Origin of the sequence: Mycobacterium dioxanotrophicus, assembly GCF_002157835.1 — a bacterium.
GTDB classification, from domain to species: domain Bacteria; phylum Actinomycetota; class Actinomycetes; order Mycobacteriales; family Mycobacteriaceae; genus Mycobacterium; species Mycobacterium dioxanotrophicus.
Map to the genome: position 1 here is coordinate 2,561,802 of NZ_CP020809.1, position 19,794 is coordinate 2,581,595.

A 19,794-nucleotide genomic window follows, 5' to 3' on the forward strand; every position below is an offset into this window, starting at 1 on the left:
GAGGTCATGATGAGCAATCTCGCCGTCGCGGACTCGCAGAGCATCCGGGAGGCGGTGGCCGACCTCCTCGGTGTCGGCAGCGACGCCGTCGATCCGCACGCCGATCTGATCGGACAAGGTCTGGACTCCATCCGGATGATGTCGCTGGCCGGCCGCTGGCGCCGGGCCGGCATCGACGTCGACTTCGCCGCGCTGGCTGCCGCGCCGACCGTATCGGCGTGGGCTGCCCTCGTGGCCGCCCGGACCACCAACGATGCTGTCCCGCAGCCAGTTTCGCCTTCGGCCTCGCAGGACTCCGGGGAGCCGTTCCCGCTGGCGCCCATGCAACACGCCATGTGGGTGGGCCGCGAAGGTGATCAGCAACTCGGTGGCGTGGCCGGGCATCTCTACGTCGAGTTCGACGGTGAAGGGGTCGATCCCGACCGGCTGCAGGGCGCCGCCACCGCGCTGGCCGAACGGCATCCGATGCTGCGCGTGCAGTTCCTGCCCGACGGAACCCAGCGCATCGCCGAGCCCGCCACGCGGTATCCGGTAGCCGTCGAAGACCTGCGGGAGGCCACGCCGCAGCGTGTCGCAGAGCGACTGGCGACCATCCGCCGCGCCAAGTCGCATCAGCAGCTGCACGGCGAGGTGTTCGAACTGACGCTGACGCTGCTGCCCGGCGGTGCCACCCGACTGCACGTCGACCTCGACATGCAGGCCGCCGACGCCATGAGCTACCGCACGCTGATGGCTGACCTTGCCGCCCTCTACGCCGGCGAGCAGTTGCCGGCCCTGGAATACACGTATCGCGAATACCGCCTGGCCGCACCGGAACTCGACAACGAAACCGACCGCCGGTGGTGGGCTGAGCGCATCGCCGACCTGCCCGACCCGCCGCGGCTGCCGCTGGTGCCGCCGGCCGAACAGGCCGACCCGCACCACACTACCCGGCGCCACCACTGGCTCGACCCCGACACCCGCGACGCCCTGTATGCAGCCGCGCGCCGCCGGGGCGTCACCCCGGCGATGACCCTGGCGGCCTCGTTCGCCGAAGTCCTGGCCGGCTGGTCGGCCGAGTCGCGCTTCTTGCTCAATGTGCCGCTCTTCGGCCGCGAGCAGCGGCATCCCGACGTCGACCAGCTCGTCGGCGATTTCACCTCGTCGCTTCTGCTCGGCATCGACCTCGACGGCACCGTGACGGCCACCGACCGTGCCAGAGCGGTTCAGGACACCTTCCGCGCCGCCGCCGGGCATGCGGGCTATCCCGGGTTGTCGGTGCTGCGTGACCTCGGGCGCCACCGCGGTACCCAGGTACTGGCACCCGTCGTCTACACCAGTGCCCTCGGGCTCGGTGAGCTGTTCGGCGCCCAGGTCACCGCGGCCTTCGGCACCCCGGTCTGGATCAATTCCCAAGGGCCGCAGGTGCTGCTGGATGCGCAGGTCACCGAATTCAACGGCGGGGTCCTGGTGAACTGGGATGTCCGAGAAGGCGCGTTCCGGTCCGGCGTCATCGACGCCATGTTCGAGCGCCACATCGCCGAACTGCGTCGGCTGGCCACCGACGACACCGCCTGGGAAGCGCCGACCCCGCCACTGCTGACCGATCCGCAGCGCGCCGTACGCGACGCGGCCAACGCGAAAACCGCCGCGCCGAGCGGCCACGCGCTGCATCACGGATTCTTCGCCCAGGCGGCCGTGCGTCCCGACGCGACCGCGGTGATCGGCTCGACCGGCCGGCTCAGCTACGCGCAACTGCGCGAGCAGGTGCTCACCGTGGCCGCCGCGCTGAAGGTCGCAGGAATCCGTACCGGCGAAAGCGTTGCGGTGATGGGCCCCAAGGGTCCCGACCAGATCACCGCGCTGCTGGCGATCCTCGCGGCAGGCGCGGTGTACGTGCCGGTGGGTATCGATCAGCCCGCCGAACGAGCCGAGCGGATGCTCAAAGGCGGCGACGTTCGCATGGCGCTGTTCTGCGGCGACGGCCCACCGACCTGGCTACCCGCCCTGACCATCGCAGAAGCTCTGCGCGTCGGCGCCAGGGCAGACGAGATCGAGCCTGCCGCAACCGATCCCAATGAGCTCGCGTACATCCTGTTCACCTCGGGCTCGACCGGTCAACCCAAGGGCGTCGAGGTCACGCACGACGCCGCGATGAACACGATCGAGGCGCTCAACGGGCATTTCGGTATCAGCCCGAACGACAGTGTGCTGGCGCTGACCCACCTGGAGTCCGACCTGTCGGTGCTGGACGTGTTCGGCACGCTGGCCGCGGGCGCGACGGTCGTGGTGGTCGACGAGGCGGACCGGCGCAATCCGGACCACTGGGTCGAGCAGATCAACACCCATGGCATCACGGTCCTCAACTTCCTGCCCGGATCATTGGAAATGCTGGTCGAGACGGCCGCGTCCACGGGCGCCGCGTTGCCGTCGGTGCGTGCGGTACCGACGGGCGGGGACTGGGTCCGCACCACCATGGTCCGTAAGCTGCAGACTCTGGCGCCCGGCGTGCGATTGGCGGGCCTGGGTGGGGCCACCGAAACCGCGATCCACGCCACGCTTTTCGAGGCCGGCGAACTGCCGGAGCACTGGGCGGCTGTTCCCTACGGCAAGCCGTTCGCGAACAACGCGTGCCGCGTCGTCAACGCCGCCGGTGCCGACTGCCCCGACTGGGTGCCCGGCGAACTGTGGTTCGCCGGCCGAGGGATCGCGCGCGGCTACCGCGGCAGGCCGGACCTCACCGCCGAGCGGTTCGTGACCTATTGCGGGCGCACCTGGTACCGCAGCGGCGACCTGGCCCGCTACTGGCCCGACGGCACCCTGGAATTCGTCGGTCGCGCCGATCATCGGGTCAAGATCAGTGGCTACCGCATCGAACTCGGCGACATCGAGACGGCGCTGCAGCGGTTGCCCGGTGTGCACGCCGCGGTGGCCGCCGTCGTGCCCGGCGCGCGTGGTGACATGCTCGCCGCGGTCGTGGCCCGCGACGGCGCGGTGACCATCGCCGAGCTACGCGCCGGGCTCGCGGAACTCGTTCCGCCGCATATGATTCCTCGGCACTTCGAGCTGGTGGAGCAGCTTCCGTTCACCATCGGCGGCAAGACCGACCGGCGCGCGGTGACCAGGCTGCTGGACGACGCGATGGCCGGGGAGCGCTCGCAGGTTCGGCAACCGTCGACCGTGGTGGAGAAGGCATTGGCCCGCATCGTGGCCGAACTCCTCGGCGTCGGTGAGGTCGGTGTCGACGAGGATTTCTTCGAATTGGGAGGTGATTCGGTGCTGGCCACCACGGTCGTCGCCCGCATCCGGGACTGGCTGGACACTCCGACGGTGATGGTGCCCGACATCTTCGCCACCAGAACTGTTGAAGCACTGGCGGTTCGGCTGGCGGCACGGGAAGCCGACACCGGCCGTCTGGAACAGGTGGCCGAGCTGTACCTCGAAGTTGCCGCGATGGACGACGCCGACGTGCTGTCCGCACTCGACACCGCCTCCGCGTCGTGACCGGCAAGACGACCGGTGCACAGCTGAGCATCAAACCCTGGATCAAGCGGTATCCCGGCACGACCGGCACCACCCTGGTGTTCCCGCACGCGGGCGGTGCGGCGCTGGCCTATCGAAGCTTCGGCATGGCCCTGGCCGAGGCCGGCTCCGATACCTACGTCATGCAGTATCCGCAACGGGGGGACCGGCTGACCCATCCCGCGCCGGACACCGTTGCGGACCTCGCGCGCGACCTGTTCGACGCAGCCGACTGGGCAGGCATGGGCCCGTTGCGTCTGTTCGGGCACTGCATGGGTGCCGTAGTGGCCTTCGAGTTCGCCCTGACCGCCGAGCGCGCGGGCGTCGACGTCGCGGTGCTGTGGGCATCGGCGAGCGAAGCCCCTTCGGCGGCGGCCACGTCACCGAAGCTGCCGACCGCGGAGGCCGAGATCCTGGCCGAGATGGTGGATCTCGGCGGCACCGACGCGCAGTTGCTGGCCGACGAAGATTTCGTCGAACTGTTGCTGATGGCCGTGCGCGCGGACTACCAGGCCTACAACCGGTACGGTTGCGCGGCCGACGTGACCATCGCCGCCGACATCTACGCGCTGGGCGGCGCCGCTGATCATCGCGTCAGCGAGAACATGTTGCGCTGCTGGGAAACCCACACCAGGGGAGCCTTCACGGTGTCGATGTTCGACGGCGGCCACTTTTACCTCGAGGACCACGTCGAAGACGTCGCGGAGCTGGTCCATGAGCTCTGACGGGCACCCCCGCACTGCCGACCCCGTCGTGATCGTGGGGATGGCGCTGGAGGCTCCCGGCGGCATCGACACCTCCGAGGCCTACTGGACACTGCTGGCCGAACAACGCGAAGCCCTGGGCCAGTTCCCGGCCGACCGCGGCTGGGCGATCCGCGATCTGCTCGACGGTTCGCGCCGCGACGGCTTCAAACCCATCCACAATCTCGGCGGATTCCTCACCACCGCAGCGGCATTCGATCCAGAGTTCTTCGGCATCTCACCGCGCGAGGCCGTCGCCATGGATCCGCAGCAGCGCATCGGGTTACGGCTGGCGTGGCGGGCGCTGGAGAACAGCGGCATCAACCCCGACGACCTCGCAGGCCACGACGTGGGCTGCTACATCGGGGCCTCCGGCCTGGAGTACGGGCCGGGGCTTTCCGAATTCTCGCACCACAGCGGCCATCTCATCACCGGCACCTCGCTGGGTGTGATCTCCGGTCGTATCGCCTACACCCTGGACCTCGCCGGACCCGCCCTGACCGTCGACACCTCGTGCTCGTCGGCGCTGACCGCCCTGCACACCGCCGTCGGTGCGGTGCGGGCCGGTGACTGCGACATGGCATTGGCCGGCGCCGTATGCGTGATGGGCACTCCCGGATATTTCGTCGAGTTCTCCAAACAGCATGCGCTGTCCGACGACGGGCACTGCCGGCCCTACAGTGCCCACGCCAGCGGCACGATATGGGCCGAGGGCGCAGCGATGTTCGTGCTGCAGCGCCGCTCGACCGCCCGCCGCGCGGGACGGCGCATCCTGGCGGAGATCCGCGCCACCACGGTCAACCAGGACGGTCGCACCACCGGGCTCACCGCGCCCAGCGGTGCCGCGCAACAACGATTGTTCGACAAGGCGATTCGGCACGCGGGAATCCGACCCGAGGATGTCGGCATGATCGAGGGGCACGGCACCGGGACCCGGCTGGGCGACCGCACCGAACTGCGTTCGCTCACCCGAACGTACGGCGCCACCGCATCAGGCATGGGCGCTGTGCTGGGCTCGGTGAAATCCAACATCGGGCATGCTCAGGCGGCCGCCGGTGGTCTCGGGCTGGCCAAGGTGCTGCTCGCCGCGCAGCGCGCCACCATCCCGGCCACCCTGCACGTCGACGAGGTGAGCCGCGAGATCGACTGGGAAACGCAAGGATTGCGGGTTGCCGCCAAGCAGACGCACTGGCCTGCGGTCAACGGGCAACGGATCGCCGCGGTGTCCGCATTCGGCATGAGCGGCACCAACGCCCACGCCATCGTCGCGATCCCAGCCGACGAGGCGGCCTGATGAACGGGTTTCCCGACGGCCGCGTCCCCGTTCTGCTCAGCGCCCACGCGCCAGACCTCGTCGAGCAGGACGCTGCCGCCGTCCTGCGCTACCTGGACACCCGACCCGCCGCGACGTCATCCGACGTCGCACACACCCTGCTGCGCACCCGCCGGCTGCGGCGGCACCGTGCCCTGTTGCGGGCCGCCGACCGCGACGAACTGCTCGACGCGCTACGCGCCCTGGCCGGGGGCGAGGACCACCCGCTGGTCACCAGATCGGCGGGAAGTGGTTCACAGCACGGCAACTCGCAACCCCGGGTGGCGTTCGTGTTCCCCGGCCAGGGCAGTCAGTGGCCGTCGATGGGGGTCGAGGCCTACGCCGGGTTGGTGGACTACCGGGCCGAGGCCGACACCTGCGCCGCGGCATTCGGCGCGGCCGGTGCGGCGTCGCCGCTGGACTATCTGCTGGCGCCGGCGGCGGCCGACACCAACGACTTCTCCCAGGTGCAGATCCAGGGCGCCCAGTTCGTGCACGGTGTGGCGCTGGCCCGGGTCTGGCTGTCCTGCGGTGTGCTGCCCGACATCACCGTCGGACATTCGCTCGGCGAGATCGGCGCGGCGTACCTGGCGGGGGTCATCACGCTGCCCGAGGCGGTCGCGGTCGTCGTCGCCCGGGCCACGGTGCTCGACCGGCTCACCGGACCGTACCGGGTGGCGGTGCTCGGCATCACCGCCGACGCGGCCAACGAGGTGATTGCCGCCACTCCAGGGTGGCTGGAACTGTCCGTGGTGAATTCCCGCGCATCGGTGGCGATTTCAGGTGACGCTACCGCCGTTGCGGCGGCAGTGCGCACCGTCACCGGCAACGGATCGTTCGCCAAAGAGATCGAGATGTGGTTCCCGGCGCACACCACCGCGCTCGACGGGGTGCGTGCCGAACTCGAATCACTGTTGCCTGACGGCGAATTCGCCGACTCCGCGGTGCAGTTCATCGGCTCCGCCACCGCCGACGTGGTGCCGGCCGGTACAGATTTCGCCGATTACTGGTACACCAACCTGCGCAGCCCGGTGCGTTTCGACCGTGCCATCGGTACCGCGATCCGCCGGGGCGCCCGCATCTTCGTCGAGCTCTCCGCGCACCCCGCGCTGCTGTTCGCCATGGGAGACCTGCTCGACGACGCCGATATGGCCGGCGGACCAGCGGTGACGGTGGGGTCCGGGCGGCGCGACGAACCACTCACCGAGCAAATGGCGGCCAACATCGCGACCGCGGCCCTGGCCGATCCGGATTTCCGCTGGGCCGACCTGCTCGACGCGGCGAAACCGTTGCCCGACTTTCCCTTCGCTCCGATGCGGGCCGAGCACTTGTGGGCCCGGCCGCAGCCGCTGCCCCCGCTGCCGGGCCTGACGGTGGCGACCGAACAGTGGCAGGAACAGGGTGCGGTGCCGGCCGTACCCGGTGTCCGCCGGGCAGCGGTGCTGGATCTGGGCGACGGCGGGCAGGCGAGCACGCTACTGCGGGCGGCTGTCGACAGCAGCAGCTCGGTCCGCTCCGTGGCCGCCCCCGACGCCGATCTGCTCATCGTGATCGCGCCGGACCTCCGCGCCGACGCCGCCGGGGCCGCAACGGAACTGAGCCGCCGCGTCGACGAGGGACTGCTCGGCTACCCCGACGCGATCACCACCGACACCCGCGACGTCTGGCTGGTCACGCTCGGCGGCGAGCTGCCCGGGGCCGCCGCGCTCGCCGCGATGCACCGCAGCGTCGGCTACGAGCATCCCGACCAGAACTTCCACCGGCTGGACCTACCCGCCGATCTGCACCCCGCCGTGGCGGCGTCAGCCGTCACCGCGATGTTGGGCGACGGCGGCGATCTGGCGGTGCGCGATGACGGGCACGGCCCGGTGTTGCTGCGGCGCACCATGCGTGACGAGTTCCCGGAGGCGCCGACCTGGTCGGCCGACTCCGGGGTGTTCGACGACGTCGTGATCACCGGTATCGGGGCGGTCGGCCTGCACTATGCACGGTATCTGGCCGAACACGGCGCCCGGCGCATCGTGCTGCTCAGCCGCAGGGGTATGGACGCCGGTCGGCTCGCGGAGCTCGCCGCCCCCCATGATGTCGAGATCGTCGCGCCGGCTTGCGATATCACCGACCCGGCGCAGGTGTCGGCGGTGGCGGCCGAATTAGCAGGCGGCGGAGCGTCGCTGGTGATCCATACCGCGGCGAGCGCCACCATCGCGGCGCGTCGCGAGATCACCGGCACGGCCGTGCGGGACACGTTCGCCGCCAAGGTCGGCGGCGCGGCCAATCTCATCGCGGCGTGGCCACTGCGCCCTGACGCACGAATCCTGTTGTGTTCCTCGGTGTCCGGACTGTGGGGCGGGCACGGGCACGCGGCGTACGCGGCCGCCAACCGGATGCTGGACGGGCTGGCTGCCGAGCTGCGCACGGCAGGCAGACACTGCACCTCGGCGCGGTGGGGGCTGTGGCCCGGCAGCGGCATCATCTCCGCCGAGGAGATCGAAAGAGTGCAACGGTCGGGGCTGCAGCCCATGGACCCGGGGCGCGCGGTCGAGGCGAGTCTGCGTGATCATGTCGGTGACCCGCTGATTTTCACGGCCGACGCCGACCGGTTGCGGACGTTCCTCGGGACCGAGGACCGCGCCGAGACCCGGATTTCCGAGCCGCCGACCCAAACGGATACCACCGCAGCGATGCGGGTCGCGTTGGGCTCGGTGCTCAAACTGGCCGACACCACACGACTGGACCTCGACGCGTCGCTGCTCGACCTCGGCGTCGATTCGCTGCTGGCGCTAGACCTCCGCAAGAAGCTCAAGAAGGCCACCGGATGCGCCGTGCCGCTGGCCACCATCCTCGGCGGCGCGAGCGCCTCCGAGCTGATCGAGCACCTCGACAGATCTGAAAAGGAAACCCTTTCGCGTGACTGACATCGCAGACGCACCCAGTACTTCCGACGCCCGGCTGGAGTTGATGCGGCGCAAGCTCGCCGAACGCGGCCTGGCTTCGGCGCCCGGGGCGGGGCACGCCGAACGTGCCGCGGTGGATCCCGGTGCCCTGACCGACGGGCAGCGCCGGATGTGGTTCGTGCAGGGCTTCGACCCGAGTGGGGTGTTGCTCAACGTCTGCGCGTCCTACCGGCTCACCGGTGAGCTCGACGCCGAGGCGCTGCACGCCGCGGTCAACGCCGTCGCACAGCGGCATCCGATCCTGCGGACAACGTTCGCCGCCGACGAGAACGGTGAACCCCGTGCGACCGTGCACGACGACTTGCTCCCGGCCTGGACGACGCATGATCTCACCGACAAGTCCGAGCGGGCACGGCAATTGCGGCTCGAGGTGCTCGCGCAGCGGGAATTCGGCACCCCGTTCGATCTGGGCGCCGAATCCGCGCTGCGGCTCACGCTCATCAAGACCGGTCCCACCGACCACGTCATGCTGCTCGTCGCGCACCACATCGCCTGGGACGACGGATCGTGGCGCGTGTTCTTCACCGATCTCACCCGCGCCTACGATGGAGCCCAACTCCCGGAAACACCACGGGCATACCTCAATCCGGGCCTCGGCGGCGTGGAGGCCGACGAGGATCTCGCCTATTGGCGCGACGTCCTCGCCGACCCGCCGGAGCCGTTGGAACTGCCCGGCCCCACCGGTTCAGCCGTGCCGAGCGGCTTCCGCTCGCAGCGCACCACGCTGGTGCTGGGCCCGGACACGGTCGAGAAGGTATCCACGCTGGCCCGCGACACCGGCGCAACGCCGTACATGGTGCTGCTGGCCGCCTTTGGTGCCCTGATCAACCGCTATACCCATACCGACGACTTCCTGGTCGCCACCCCGGTGCTCAACCGCGAATCCGACGAGACAATCGGCTACTACGGCAACACCGTGGCCATGCGCATGCGGATCGATCGGACCACTGGATTCCATGAACTGGTCACCGCGACCCGCGACCTCGCGCTGGGAGCGTTCGCCCATCAGCGGGTCAACCTGGACCGCGTGGTGCGCGAACTGAACCCGGACCGGCGCCACGGTGCCGAACGGATGACCAGGCTGAGCTTCGGTTTCCGTGAGCCCGACGGTGGCGGCTTCAGCCCCGACGGTGTGATGTGCCGGCGCGGTGAGCTACGCGGCCAGCACACCCAGCTGCCGCTGGGCTTCATGGTCGAATGGGACGCCACCGGCGGTGTCGTCGTCGAGGCCGAATACCTCACCGAGGTCATCGACGCCCCGCTGGCCGCCCAGATGCTGCGCCACTACGCCGTCCTCCTCGACGACGCACTGACCGATCCGCAGCGGCCGCTGTCCCGCCTGCAGCTCTTCGGCCCCGAAGACGCCACCTGGCTCCGCGCCGTCAGCACCGGTGAGCAGTTCCACACTCCGGCAACCACATTGACGGACCTGGTGACCGAGCAGGCCGCCCGCACGCCCGAGGCGACGGCCGTGGTGTACGAGGGCAGGCACTACAGCTACCGCGAGCTGAACGAATCGGCGAACCGGCTGGCGCACTGGCTCATCGGGCAGGGCATCGGCACCGAGGACCGGGTGGCGGTCCTGCTGGACAAGTCACCGGAGCTCGTCATCACCGCGCTCGCCATCGTCAAGGCCGGCGCGGTGTACCTGCCGGTGGATCCGACCTATCCGCAAGACCGGCTCGACTACATCCTCGCCGACTCCGACCCGAAAATCGTGTTGCGCGAACCGGTCACCGGCCTGGACGACCAGCCGTGCACCGACCCGACCGACACCGAGCGAGTGCGCCCGCTGCACCCGGACAACACCGCGTACCTGATCTACACCTCCGGGTCCACCGGCCTGCCCAAAGGTGTTCCGGTGCAGCACCGTCCGATCGCCGAGTACTTCGTGTGGTTCGGCGGCGACTACGGGGTGTCGCAGGACGACCGCCTGCTGCAGGTGGCGTCGCAGAGCTTCGACGTGTCGATCGGTGAGATCTTCGGCATGCTGGCCGCCGGGGCGCGGCTCGTCATCCCCAAACCGGGAGGACTGACGGACATCGGATACCTCACCGCGCTTCTGCGCGACGAGGGGATCACCTCGATGCACTTCGTGCCGTCGCTGCTCGGCCTGTTCCTGTCGCTGCCCGGGGTCAACGAATGGCGCACCCTGCAACGTGTGCCCATCGGTGGGGAAGCCCTGCCGGGCGAGATCGCCGACAAGTTCCACGCCACGTTCGACGCGTTGCTGCACAACTTCTACGGGCCGACCGAGACCGTGCTCAACTGCACCCGCTACAAGGTGGAAGGCAAACAGGGCGCCCGCATCGTCCCGATCGGCACGCCGAAGATCAACACCACCATCCATCTGCTCGACGACGCATTGCAGCCCGTGCCGCCCGGGGTGATGGGCGAGATCTACATCGGCGGAACACATATCGCCCACGGCTACCACCACCGGCCGGGCCTGACCGCGGAACGCTTCGTCGCCGACCCGTTCAATCCCGGAGCCCGCATGTACCGGTCGGGGGATCTGGCCCGGCGCAACGCCGACGGTGACATCGAATTCGTCGGCCGCGCAGACGAACAGGTCAAGATCCGCGGGTTCCGCATCGAACTGGGCGAGGTGTCAGCGGCGATCTCCGTCGACCCGTCGGTCGGCCAGGCCGTCGTCGTGGTCAGCGATCTGCCCAGCCTGGGCAAGAGCCTCGTCGCCTACGTCACCGCGGCCGCCGACGCCGACAGGGTAGAGATCGATCGCATCCGCGCCAGGGTGAGCGCTGCGCTGCCCGAGTTCATGGTGCCCGCGGCATACGTCGAGCTGTCCGAAATCCCGATCACCGCGCACGGCAAGATCGACCGCAGGGCGCTCCCAGAACCGGAAATCGCGTCCACCAAGGAGTTTCGGGAACCGTGGACGGACACCGAACGCGACGTCGCGGGATTGTTCGCCGAACTGCTCGACCGCGCGACCGTGGGCGCCGACGACTCGTTCTTCGATCTTGGTGGCCACTCGCTGCTGGCCACCAAGCTGGTCGCCGCGGTACGGGCTCGCTGCGGTGTCGACGTCGGTGTGCAGGACGTGTTCGAGCATGCCACCGTGGCGGGATTGGCCACGCACATCGAGGCGCTGCGCGCCTCGGGTACGAGTGCGGGTAGGCCTGCGATCGTCGCCGTGCCGCACGACGGGCCGCTGCAGATGTCGGCCGCGCAGCTTCGGCAGTGGTTCCAGTTCCGCATCGACGGTCCCAACCCGGTCAACAACGTTCCGTTCGCGGCGCGACTGACTGGTCCGTGCGACGTCGACGCGTTGATCGCCGCGGTCAACGACGTCGTCGACCGACACGAGATCCTGCGGACGACCTATCGGGAAATCGACGGTGTGCCATACCAGATCGTGCATCCGCGGGCCCCGCTGACCGTACGCCGGGCCAGCGGTGACGGGGAGGACTGGCTTCAGCGTGAACTCGACGCCGAACGCAAATACTGCTTCGACCTCGAGGCCGACCTGCCCATCCGTGCCGCCGTGCTGTCGACCGGCGAGGGACATGTGCTTTCGCTCATCGTTCATCACGTCGCCGCCGACCACTGGTCGGGCGCCGTGCTGTTCACCGACCTGCTCACGGCATATCACGCGCGGCGCGCGGGACAACCGGTGCAGTTGGCGCCACTGCCGGTGCAGTACGCGGACTTCGCGGCCTGGCAGGTGGCCACGGACGATGCCACGGTCGATGCGCAGCGGGATTACTGGACAACACAACTGGCCGGGTTGCCCGAGGAGAACGGCCTGCAGCCGGACTTCCCGCGTCCGCCCGTGCCGAGCGGTGACGGCCGCGCGTTCGACTTCACCATCGACGCGGCGACCCGCACGAAGCTCGTCGAACTGACCCGCGAACTCGGCGTCACCGAATTCATGCTGTTGCAGGCAGTTGTCGCCATCGCCTTGCACAAGGCGGGGCAGGGTACCGACATACCGCTGGGCACGCCCGTCGCCGGGCGCACGGCCCCTGAGCTCGACGCGCTGATCGGATTCTTCATCAACATCGTCGTGCTCCGAAAAGACCTGTCGGGCAACCCGACCCTGCGCGAGGTGCTTCGACGGTCACGCGATATGGCGTTGGCCGCCTACCAGCATCAGGATCTGCCGTTCGATCGCGTCGTCGATGCCGTGAGCCCGGTGCGGTCGCTGTCGCGCAACCCGCTGTTCGGGGTCGTCGTCCATGTCCGCGAAGATCTGCCCGCCGAGCAGGTCATCGCCTCCGGTCCTGAGGGCGAAACTCGGTTCACCGCACTGGAACCGACATTCGACGTGGCCCATGCCGATCTGTCGCTGAATTTCTTCGCTCAGCCCGGCGCCGGGTACAAGGGCACGGTCATCTACCGCACCGAGCTGTATGAACCCGCCACCGCGCAGCGGCTCGTCGGTTGGTTGCACCGCATCGTCGGCGCGTTCGCCACCGACGCCGACCAGACGCTGCGCGACATCAGCGTCATCGAACCGGCCGAGCGGGAACGCCTGGTCGAGGACTGGAGCCGGCGGGCGGTGCCGCCTGCCGGGCTGCCGCAGACCGAAGGTGCGACGCACGTCTACGTCCTCGACGAGTGGCGGGAGCCCACGGCTGTCGGCGTCATCGGCGACGTGTACTTCGCGGGCGGTGCTGTCGACGAAGCGGCGCGGAGCGCACCGACGGCGTCCGCACAACGGTTCGTGCCCAACCCTTTCGGTGCGGGGCAGTTGTACCGCACCGGGGACCGGGCCCGGTGGACCACCGACGGCCGGCTGGAACCGGTCACCACGGGCGACCCCCGCCTGCAGGCCGCGCTGGAGGCGCTCGACGGCGTCGCGGCGGCCGCCACCCGCAACTGGGAAGGCCGCGGCGGGACGCTGCTGGCCGGGTACATCGTCGTCCACGGTGATGCCGACGTGGTGCTGGAGGCTGTACGTGCCGCGCTCCCAGAGGAATTCAGTGGCGTCTCCATCCTCGTCGTCGACGACGTCACGTTGTTGGCACGGCCGCGGGCGACGGCGACGGTGCGCAGCGAACCTCCGGCCACGCCGACCGAACAGGCCCTGGCCGCTCAGCTGGCCGAGCTGCTCGGCGTCGACGAGGTGGGGCGCTACGACGATTTCTTCGCCCTCGGCGGCGACAGCATCCTGGCCGTTCAGCTGGCGGCGCGAGCGCGGGATGCCGGGGTCGCCATGACGGCGCGGATGGTGTTCGAACATTCGGAGCTGGCCGAGTTGGCCGCGGCGATCGACACCGGCACCGGCACCGCGGCACCCGGCGACACCCACCACGCACCCATGGCCGCATCCGGTCTGTCGGCCGACGAGCTGGCGATGCTGACCGCGGGCTGGGGACACGACACGGACGGAACACCATGACCGCAACCGGAACACCGCGCGGCGTCGACGACGTCCTGGCACTGAGCCCGCTGCAGCAGGGGTTGTACTCCTTGGCCGGGTTGACCGACGGTGACGACGGCGTCGACCCGTACGTCATCGCGATGGCCGCCGACATCGACGGGCACCTGGACATCGAGTTGCTGCGGACCTGCGCCGAGGCAATGCTGGTGCGCCATCCCAACCTGCGCGCCAGCTTCTTTCAGGGCAAGCTGAGTCGCCCGGTGGCCGTCGTTCCGTCGGAGGTCGCGGTGCCGTGGCGGCATGTCAGCGCGAGCGATGCAGAGGCCGTCACCGTCGAGGCCGAGGAGCGGGCCAGGCCTTTCGATCTGGGCCGCGGTCCGTTGATCCGGTTCCTGCTCATCGAAAAGCCCGAGCTGCGTTGGCGACTGGTCATCGTCGCGCACCACATCACGATCGACGGGTGGTCGCTGCCGGTGTTCGTCGGCGAGTTCCTCTCGCTGTACGCGGCCAAGGGGGATCAGGCGGCGCTGCCCGCACCGCCCCGGCCGTACCGCGACTACATCGGCTGGCTGGCCGGGCTGGACCAGGACGCCAGCCGGACCCGCTGGCGCGCACACCTCGCGGGTCTGGACGCCCCGACCATGCTGTCCCCGGCACTGTCGGGTCGGGAGGCCCGGCCCGGACTGCCCGAGCGCACCGAGGTCACCCTCGACGAGCAGCAGACCACCCAGATCGTGAACGCGGCCCGCTCGCGCGGCATCACCGTCAACACACTGTTCCAAATGGCCTGGGCCACCATCTTGTCCGCGTTCACCGATCGCACCGATGTGGTGTTCGGCGTGACGGTTTCGGGCCGTCCGGACGAGCTGGCCGGGGTGGAGGCGATGGTCGGGCTCTTCATCAACACCGTTCCGCTGCGCGTTCGCCTCGACCCGTCGCGACCGGTGGGGGCGCAATGCCTGGCCCTGCAACGCGAGGCCGCCGACCTGCGCGACCACAGCTATCTCAGTCACACCGAACTGCGGTCGCTCGGTGAGATCGGCGAACTCTACGACACGCTGCTGGTGTACGAGAACTTCCCACCCGGCGGCCTGGTCGGCAGTGGCGACTTCACTCTCCCCGGAGCGGTGCTGAAACCGTCTGCGCTGGAAAGCCTCTCGCATTTCCCGGTCACCATCGCCGCGCACCCCACCCACGGCAGGCTCACCGTACTGGTCGAAACACTCGACGGTGCACTGGGTTTGCTCGACCCGCGGGCACTCGGGCAGCGCGTTCTCACCGTCGTGCAGCGTCTCCTGCAGCTGTGGGATCGCCCCATGCGTGAGGTGACCGTCACCCAGGGCGACGAGCAGCAGCCCGCCGCTGCGGCGGACACCACCGAACGACCCGGCGGGTTTCATACCGCGTTGACGACGGTCGCCGCGCAGCGCCTCGGGTCGATCGCACTGAGCTGGGATGGCGGCGAACTGAGCTACCGTCGGCTCGAGGAGGCCGCCGACACATTGGCTGCCGGCCTGCACCGCCGGGGGGTGCGCACCGAAACGCCGGTCCCGATCCGATTGCGCCGTGGCCCCGATTACGTCGTCGCCATGCTGGCCGTGCTCAAGGCGGGCGGGCTCATCGTGCCGCTGGATCCCGCCATGCCCGCTGAACGCGTCGCCGAGATCCTCCGCCAAACCGGTGCGACCCTCGTCGTCGACGATGCCCTGCTCGCCGCCGTCGCCGGCGAACCGGCCACCGAGTACAGCCCACCACCGGTACACCCCGGCCAAGGCGCCTACATCGTCTTCACCTCGGGTACCACCGGTAAACCCAAGGGCGTCATCGGAACCCACCGGGCCCTGCTGGCCTACGGCGCCGACCACGCCCGCCGGGTCCTGCGTCCGGCCGCGGACCGGCTCGGCCGACCACTGCGCATCGCGCATGCCTGGTCCTTCACCTTCGATGCGGCCTGGCAACCGCTGGTGGCCCTGCTCGACGGGCACACCGTGCACATCGTGGGCGACGAGATCCAGCGGGATGCTGAGGCTCTCGTCGACACCATCGGCCGCTACGCGATCGACATGATCGACACCACGCCGTCGATGTTCAGCCAGCTGCGGGCGGCAGGGCTGCTCTCGCGGGTTCCGTTGGCCGTGCTGGCACTGGGTGGCGAAGCCATCGACCCCGCTGCGTGGCAGGGGATCCGGGACGAGTGCGAGCGCACCTGGATGTCGGCGTACAACTGTTACGGACCGACCGAGACCACGGTTGAGGCGGTCGTCGCCACGATCACCGGGCACAGCTCGCCATGCATCGGTGAGCCCACCGATTCGACCGCCGCCTACCTCTTGGATCACTGGCTGCGGCCGGTTCCCGACGGCGTGGCAGGCGAGTTGTACCTGACCGGTGGACAACTCACCCGCGGCTACATCGGCAGGCCGGGGGAGACCGCGAGCCGGTTCGTCGCCGATCCGTTCATTCCCGGTGCGCGCATGTACCGGACGGGTGACGTGGCGCGTCGCCGACCCGGCTCGCGCGCCATCGAATTTCTGGGTCGGGTGGACGACCAGGTCAAGATCCGCGGGTTCCGGGTGGAGCCGGGCGAGGTCGCAGCAGTGCTGCGCAGGCAACCCGGCGTACGGCACGCCCACGTCGCGGTGCGCCGGCACCGCAGCGGACCACGGTTGACGGCCTATGTGTGCGGTGACGTGCCCACCGCCGAGCTCCGTCACACGTTATCGGCGATGTTGCCGAGATACCTGGTGCCCCATCACATCATCGCGGTGGACGAAATTCCGCTGACCACCAACGGCAAGGTCGACGACACCGCGCTGGCCGCGTTCGACGCGACGGTCCGCGTCGACGGATCCGACGCGCCGGCGACGGACACCGAGAAGGTGCTCGCCGAGGTACTGGCCGACATGCTCGACGCCGGTCACGTCGACGTCACCGCAGACTTCCTCGAACTGGGTCTGGACAGCATCGTGGCGCTGTCGGTGGTGCAGGCCGTGCGCCGGCGCGGTATCGCGATGCGCGCCCGGCTGATGTTGGACTGCTCGACGGTGCGTGAACTCGCCACCGCGATCGACAACGACGAGGTCCGGGTCGACGACGAGGACGAGGAGTCGGGTCCGATCCCGTTGCTGCCCAATGGTCGCTGGCTTTACCAATACGGTGACCCGCGCCGGCTGGCGCAGACAGACGCGTTCCGACTGCCGGAGGGCACCACCCGGGAACACCTCGACACCGTGCTGCGCACGGTGATCGACGGGCACGAGGTGCTGCGCACGCGGTTGGACCGCGCCACCATGACGCTCGTCGCCGACGAGGCAGGCGCGGTGCTGTCCGAAGCGACCGCGTCGGGTGACCTGGTCACGGCGGTGGCTGAACACGCCAAACTGTCGGTGGAACGGATTGACCCGCAGCAGGGTTCGATGCTCGATGCGGTGTGGCTGCACCATCCCGACGCGGGTGCGGGCGTGCTGATCCTCACCGGCCACGTGTTGGCGCTGGATCCGGCATCGTGGCGGATCATGGTCGGTGAACTCGAAACCGCCTGGCACGCCTTGGCGGCCGGGCGCACGCCCACGCCGGTGCGCGAACACACGTCGCTGCGGCAGTGGTCGCGGCTGTTGTCCGACCGTGCGCTCAAGCTCGACTCGTGCGACTTCTGGGAAAGCCAATTCGACGGCGGCGATCCCGATCTCGGCATGCGACGCATCGATCCGGCCCGCGACCGGATGGGAGACGTCGTGGTCGAGATGGCCTACGCCGAACCCGATGTCACCGCGCGGCTGCTGGCCGGACCGGTGCCGGTGACCGAAGTGCTCGCGGCGACGACGGCCCGCGCGCTGACCACCTGGCGCAGGCGCCGTGGCCAACCCACGCCTGCTCCGTTGCTCGCGCTGGAAACCTATGGGCGCTCGGACGGTGTGTTGTCGGCCGGCGTCGGTGAGGAAGACGGCGACGTCGACACCGGGGACACCGCGGGGTTGCTCAGCATGATCTATCCGCTGCGGCTCACCGCCGACGATGCGCACGGGGTGGCCGCCCAGGTCGCTGCCATCCCGGGTGACCCGATCGACTACGGCCTGCTGCGTCATCTTCGACCCGACACCGCCGAACGGCTTGGCGCCCACCGGGATCCGCAGATCCTGCTGAACTACCTCGGCCGCATCGAACTCAACTCGGCGGACAACGCCCTGCAACAGGATCGGTCCCTGACATCTGCTGTATCGCCGGTGCCGGAACCGCAGGTGGCGGTGCGCCACGAGTTGACCATCATGGCCGCCGTGATCGACGGTGACGGCGCCGCGATCCTCGGCACCCAGTGGCGGACCCTTCCCGACATCCTGTCCGACGCCGACATCGCTGCCCTGCAAGCGATCTGGCTCGACGCCCTGCGAGAGGTGACCGCGTGAGCACACCCACCCTGGCCGTGATCGGTGCCGGTCCGAAGGCGATCGCGGTGGCAGCCAAGGCCGCCGAACTGCGGACCCTGGGTGTGCCCGCGCCCGATGTCGTCGTCGTCGAACGTGCCGGTGTCGCGGCCAACTGGCAGGCCATCGGCGGTTGGACCGACGGACAGCACCGGCTGGGCACCAGTCCCGAAAAGGACGTCGGTTTCCCGTACCGGTCCTCGTTGGTGCCGCGCCGCAACGCCGAGCTCGACGAACGGATGATGCGGCACAGCTGGCAGTCGTTCCTGATCGACATCGGCCACTTCGCCGAGTGGGTCGACCGGGGCCGGCCGGCTCCGACCCATCGCCGCTGGAGTCAATACCTGAACTGGGTGGCCGACAACATCGGGATGACCGTGGTGTCCGGTGAGGTGACCGAAATCGGCGTCGACGACGACCAGACCGCCTGGATGTTGCAGACCGACGACGACACCGTGCGGGCCGACGCGGTCATGGTCACCGGTCCCGGGCAGGCCGAAAAGTCCATCCTGCCCGGCAATCCGAGGGTGCTGTCCATCGCGCAGTTCTGGCATCGCGCCGCGGCGCAGGAACTCATCACCGCCGAGCGGGTGGCGGTGATCGGCGGCGGGGAAACCGCGGCCACCATGCTCAACGAGCTGTTCCGCCATCGGGTTTCGACCATCACCGTGATCTCGCCACAGGTCACCCTGTTCACCCGGGGCGAGGGCTTCTTCGAGAACACCCTGTATTCGGACCCCACCCACTGGTCGGGTCTGACCCTGTCCGAACGTCGGGACGCCATGAACCGCACCGACCGTGGGGTGTTCTCGGCGCGGGTTCAGGAGGCGCTGCTGGCCGACGACCGCATCCGCCATCTCCGCGGCCGGGTCGCACATGCCGTCGCCCGCGACGAACGCATCCGGTTGACGCTGCTCAGCGACACAGGCGCCGAGCGTTCGGAGACCGTACACGGATTCGACCTGGTGATCGACGGATCCGGCGCAAACGCCCTGTGGTTTGTCCCGCTGCTCGCCCCGGATGCCCTCGACATGCTCGAACTGGGTCTGGGCCGCCCGCTGACGGGGGAGAGCCTGCAGGAATCCATCGGCGACGACCTCGCTGTCCGAGGCGTGATCCCGAAGCTGTTCCTGCCGGGCCTGGCGGGCTTGAACCAGGGTCCTGGCTTCCCCAACCTCAGCTGCCTCGGATTGCTGTCCGACCGCGTGCTGGCCGCCGACCTGCGTGCCAGCTCAGCCATCACCGACCGATCAATCAGGAGTACCGATGAGCGCTTGCGCGAAGAGGAGACCAGTACCGATGAGCACCAATCCGTTCGATGACGAGCGCGGCACCTTCGTCGTTCTGGTGAACGACGAGGACCAATTCAGCCTGTGGCCGGCGTTCGCCGACGTGCCCGTGGGATGGCGGGCGGTCTTCGGTGCGGGCAGCCGGTCGGACTGCCTGGGCTATGTCGAGGAGACCTGGACCGATTTGCGGCCGCGAAGCCTGCGTGAGGCCACGGCCCGGTAGT

At 69.3% G+C, this 19,794-nt stretch carries 8 protein-coding genes; all 8 read left to right on the forward strand.

From position 1 onward, the window contains the following. Positions 1 to 6 precede the first annotated feature (6 nt). From BTO20_RS12400 to BTO20_RS12435, 8 genes are read left to right on the forward strand one after another with little or no spacing between them, the layout of a single operon-like run. A complete protein-coding gene (locus BTO20_RS12400) occupies positions 7 to 3,483 on the forward strand; it encodes a non-ribosomal peptide synthetase (protein WP_269770347.1) in 3,477 nt (1,158 codons plus the stop codon). After that, on the forward strand, positions 3,480 to 4,226 hold the full coding sequence (locus tag BTO20_RS12405) for a thioesterase II family protein (protein WP_087076227.1): 747 nt from the start codon (positions 3,480 to 3,482) through the stop codon (positions 4,224 to 4,226). Before BTO20_RS12400 ends, BTO20_RS12405 begins: the two co-directional genes overlap by 4 nt. Continuing rightward, positions 4,216 to 5,538: a beta-ketoacyl [acyl carrier protein] synthase domain-containing protein gene (locus BTO20_RS12410; protein WP_087076229.1), complete on the forward strand. Its 1,323-nt coding sequence runs from the start codon at positions 4,216 to 4,218 to the stop codon at positions 5,536 to 5,538. The genes BTO20_RS12405 and BTO20_RS12410 overlap by 11 nt, the downstream gene beginning before the upstream one ends. Further along, positions 5,538 to 8,471: a mycobactin polyketide synthase MbtD gene (mbtD, locus tag BTO20_RS12415; protein WP_087076231.1), complete on the forward strand. Its 2,934-nt coding sequence runs from the start codon at positions 5,538 to 5,540 to the stop codon at positions 8,469 to 8,471. The genes BTO20_RS12410 and mbtD overlap by 1 nt, the downstream gene beginning before the upstream one ends. Continuing rightward, positions 8,464 to 13,878, forward strand: a complete 5,415-nt coding sequence (locus BTO20_RS12420; RefSeq protein ID WP_087076233.1) for a non-ribosomal peptide synthetase — start codon at positions 8,464 to 8,466, stop codon at positions 13,876 to 13,878. The genes mbtD and BTO20_RS12420 overlap by 8 nt, the downstream gene beginning before the upstream one ends. Continuing rightward, positions 13,875 to 18,263, forward strand: a complete 4,389-nt coding sequence (locus tag BTO20_RS12425) for a non-ribosomal peptide synthetase (protein ID WP_087076235.1) — start codon at positions 13,875 to 13,877, stop codon at positions 18,261 to 18,263. Before BTO20_RS12420 ends, BTO20_RS12425 begins: the two co-directional genes overlap by 4 nt. Further along, positions 18,260 to 19,603: an NADPH-dependent L-lysine N(6)-monooxygenase MbtG gene (gene mbtG / locus BTO20_RS12430; RefSeq protein WP_232491121.1), complete on the forward strand. Its 1,344-nt coding sequence runs from the start codon at positions 18,260 to 18,262 to the stop codon at positions 19,601 to 19,603. Before BTO20_RS12425 ends, mbtG begins: the two co-directional genes overlap by 4 nt. Further along, a complete protein-coding gene (locus BTO20_RS12435; protein WP_087076236.1) occupies positions 19,581 to 19,793 on the forward strand; it encodes an MbtH family protein in 213 nt (70 codons plus the stop codon). The genes mbtG and BTO20_RS12435 overlap by 23 nt, the downstream gene beginning before the upstream one ends. Position 19,794: the final 1 nt, after the last annotated feature.

Bases quoted from the DNA above. Each gene is read 5' to 3' on its own strand.
- BTO20_RS12400 (WP_269770347.1), top strand. From the start codon at position 7: ATGATGAGCAATCTCGCCGTCGCGGACTCGCAGAGCATCCGGGAGGCG.
- BTO20_RS12410 (WP_087076229.1), top strand. From the start codon at position 4,216: ATGAGCTCTGACGGGCACCCCCGCACTGCCGACCCCGTCGTGATCGTG.
- mbtD (WP_087076231.1), top strand. From the start codon at position 5,538: ATGAACGGGTTTCCCGACGGCCGCGTCCCCGTTCTGCTCAGCGCCCAC.
- BTO20_RS12425 (WP_087076235.1), top strand. From the start codon at position 13,875: ATGACCGCAACCGGAACACCGCGCGGCGTCGACGACGTCCTGGCACTG.
- BTO20_RS12435 (WP_087076236.1), top strand. From the start codon at position 19,581: ATGAGCACCAATCCGTTCGATGACGAGCGCGGCACCTTCGTCGTTCTG.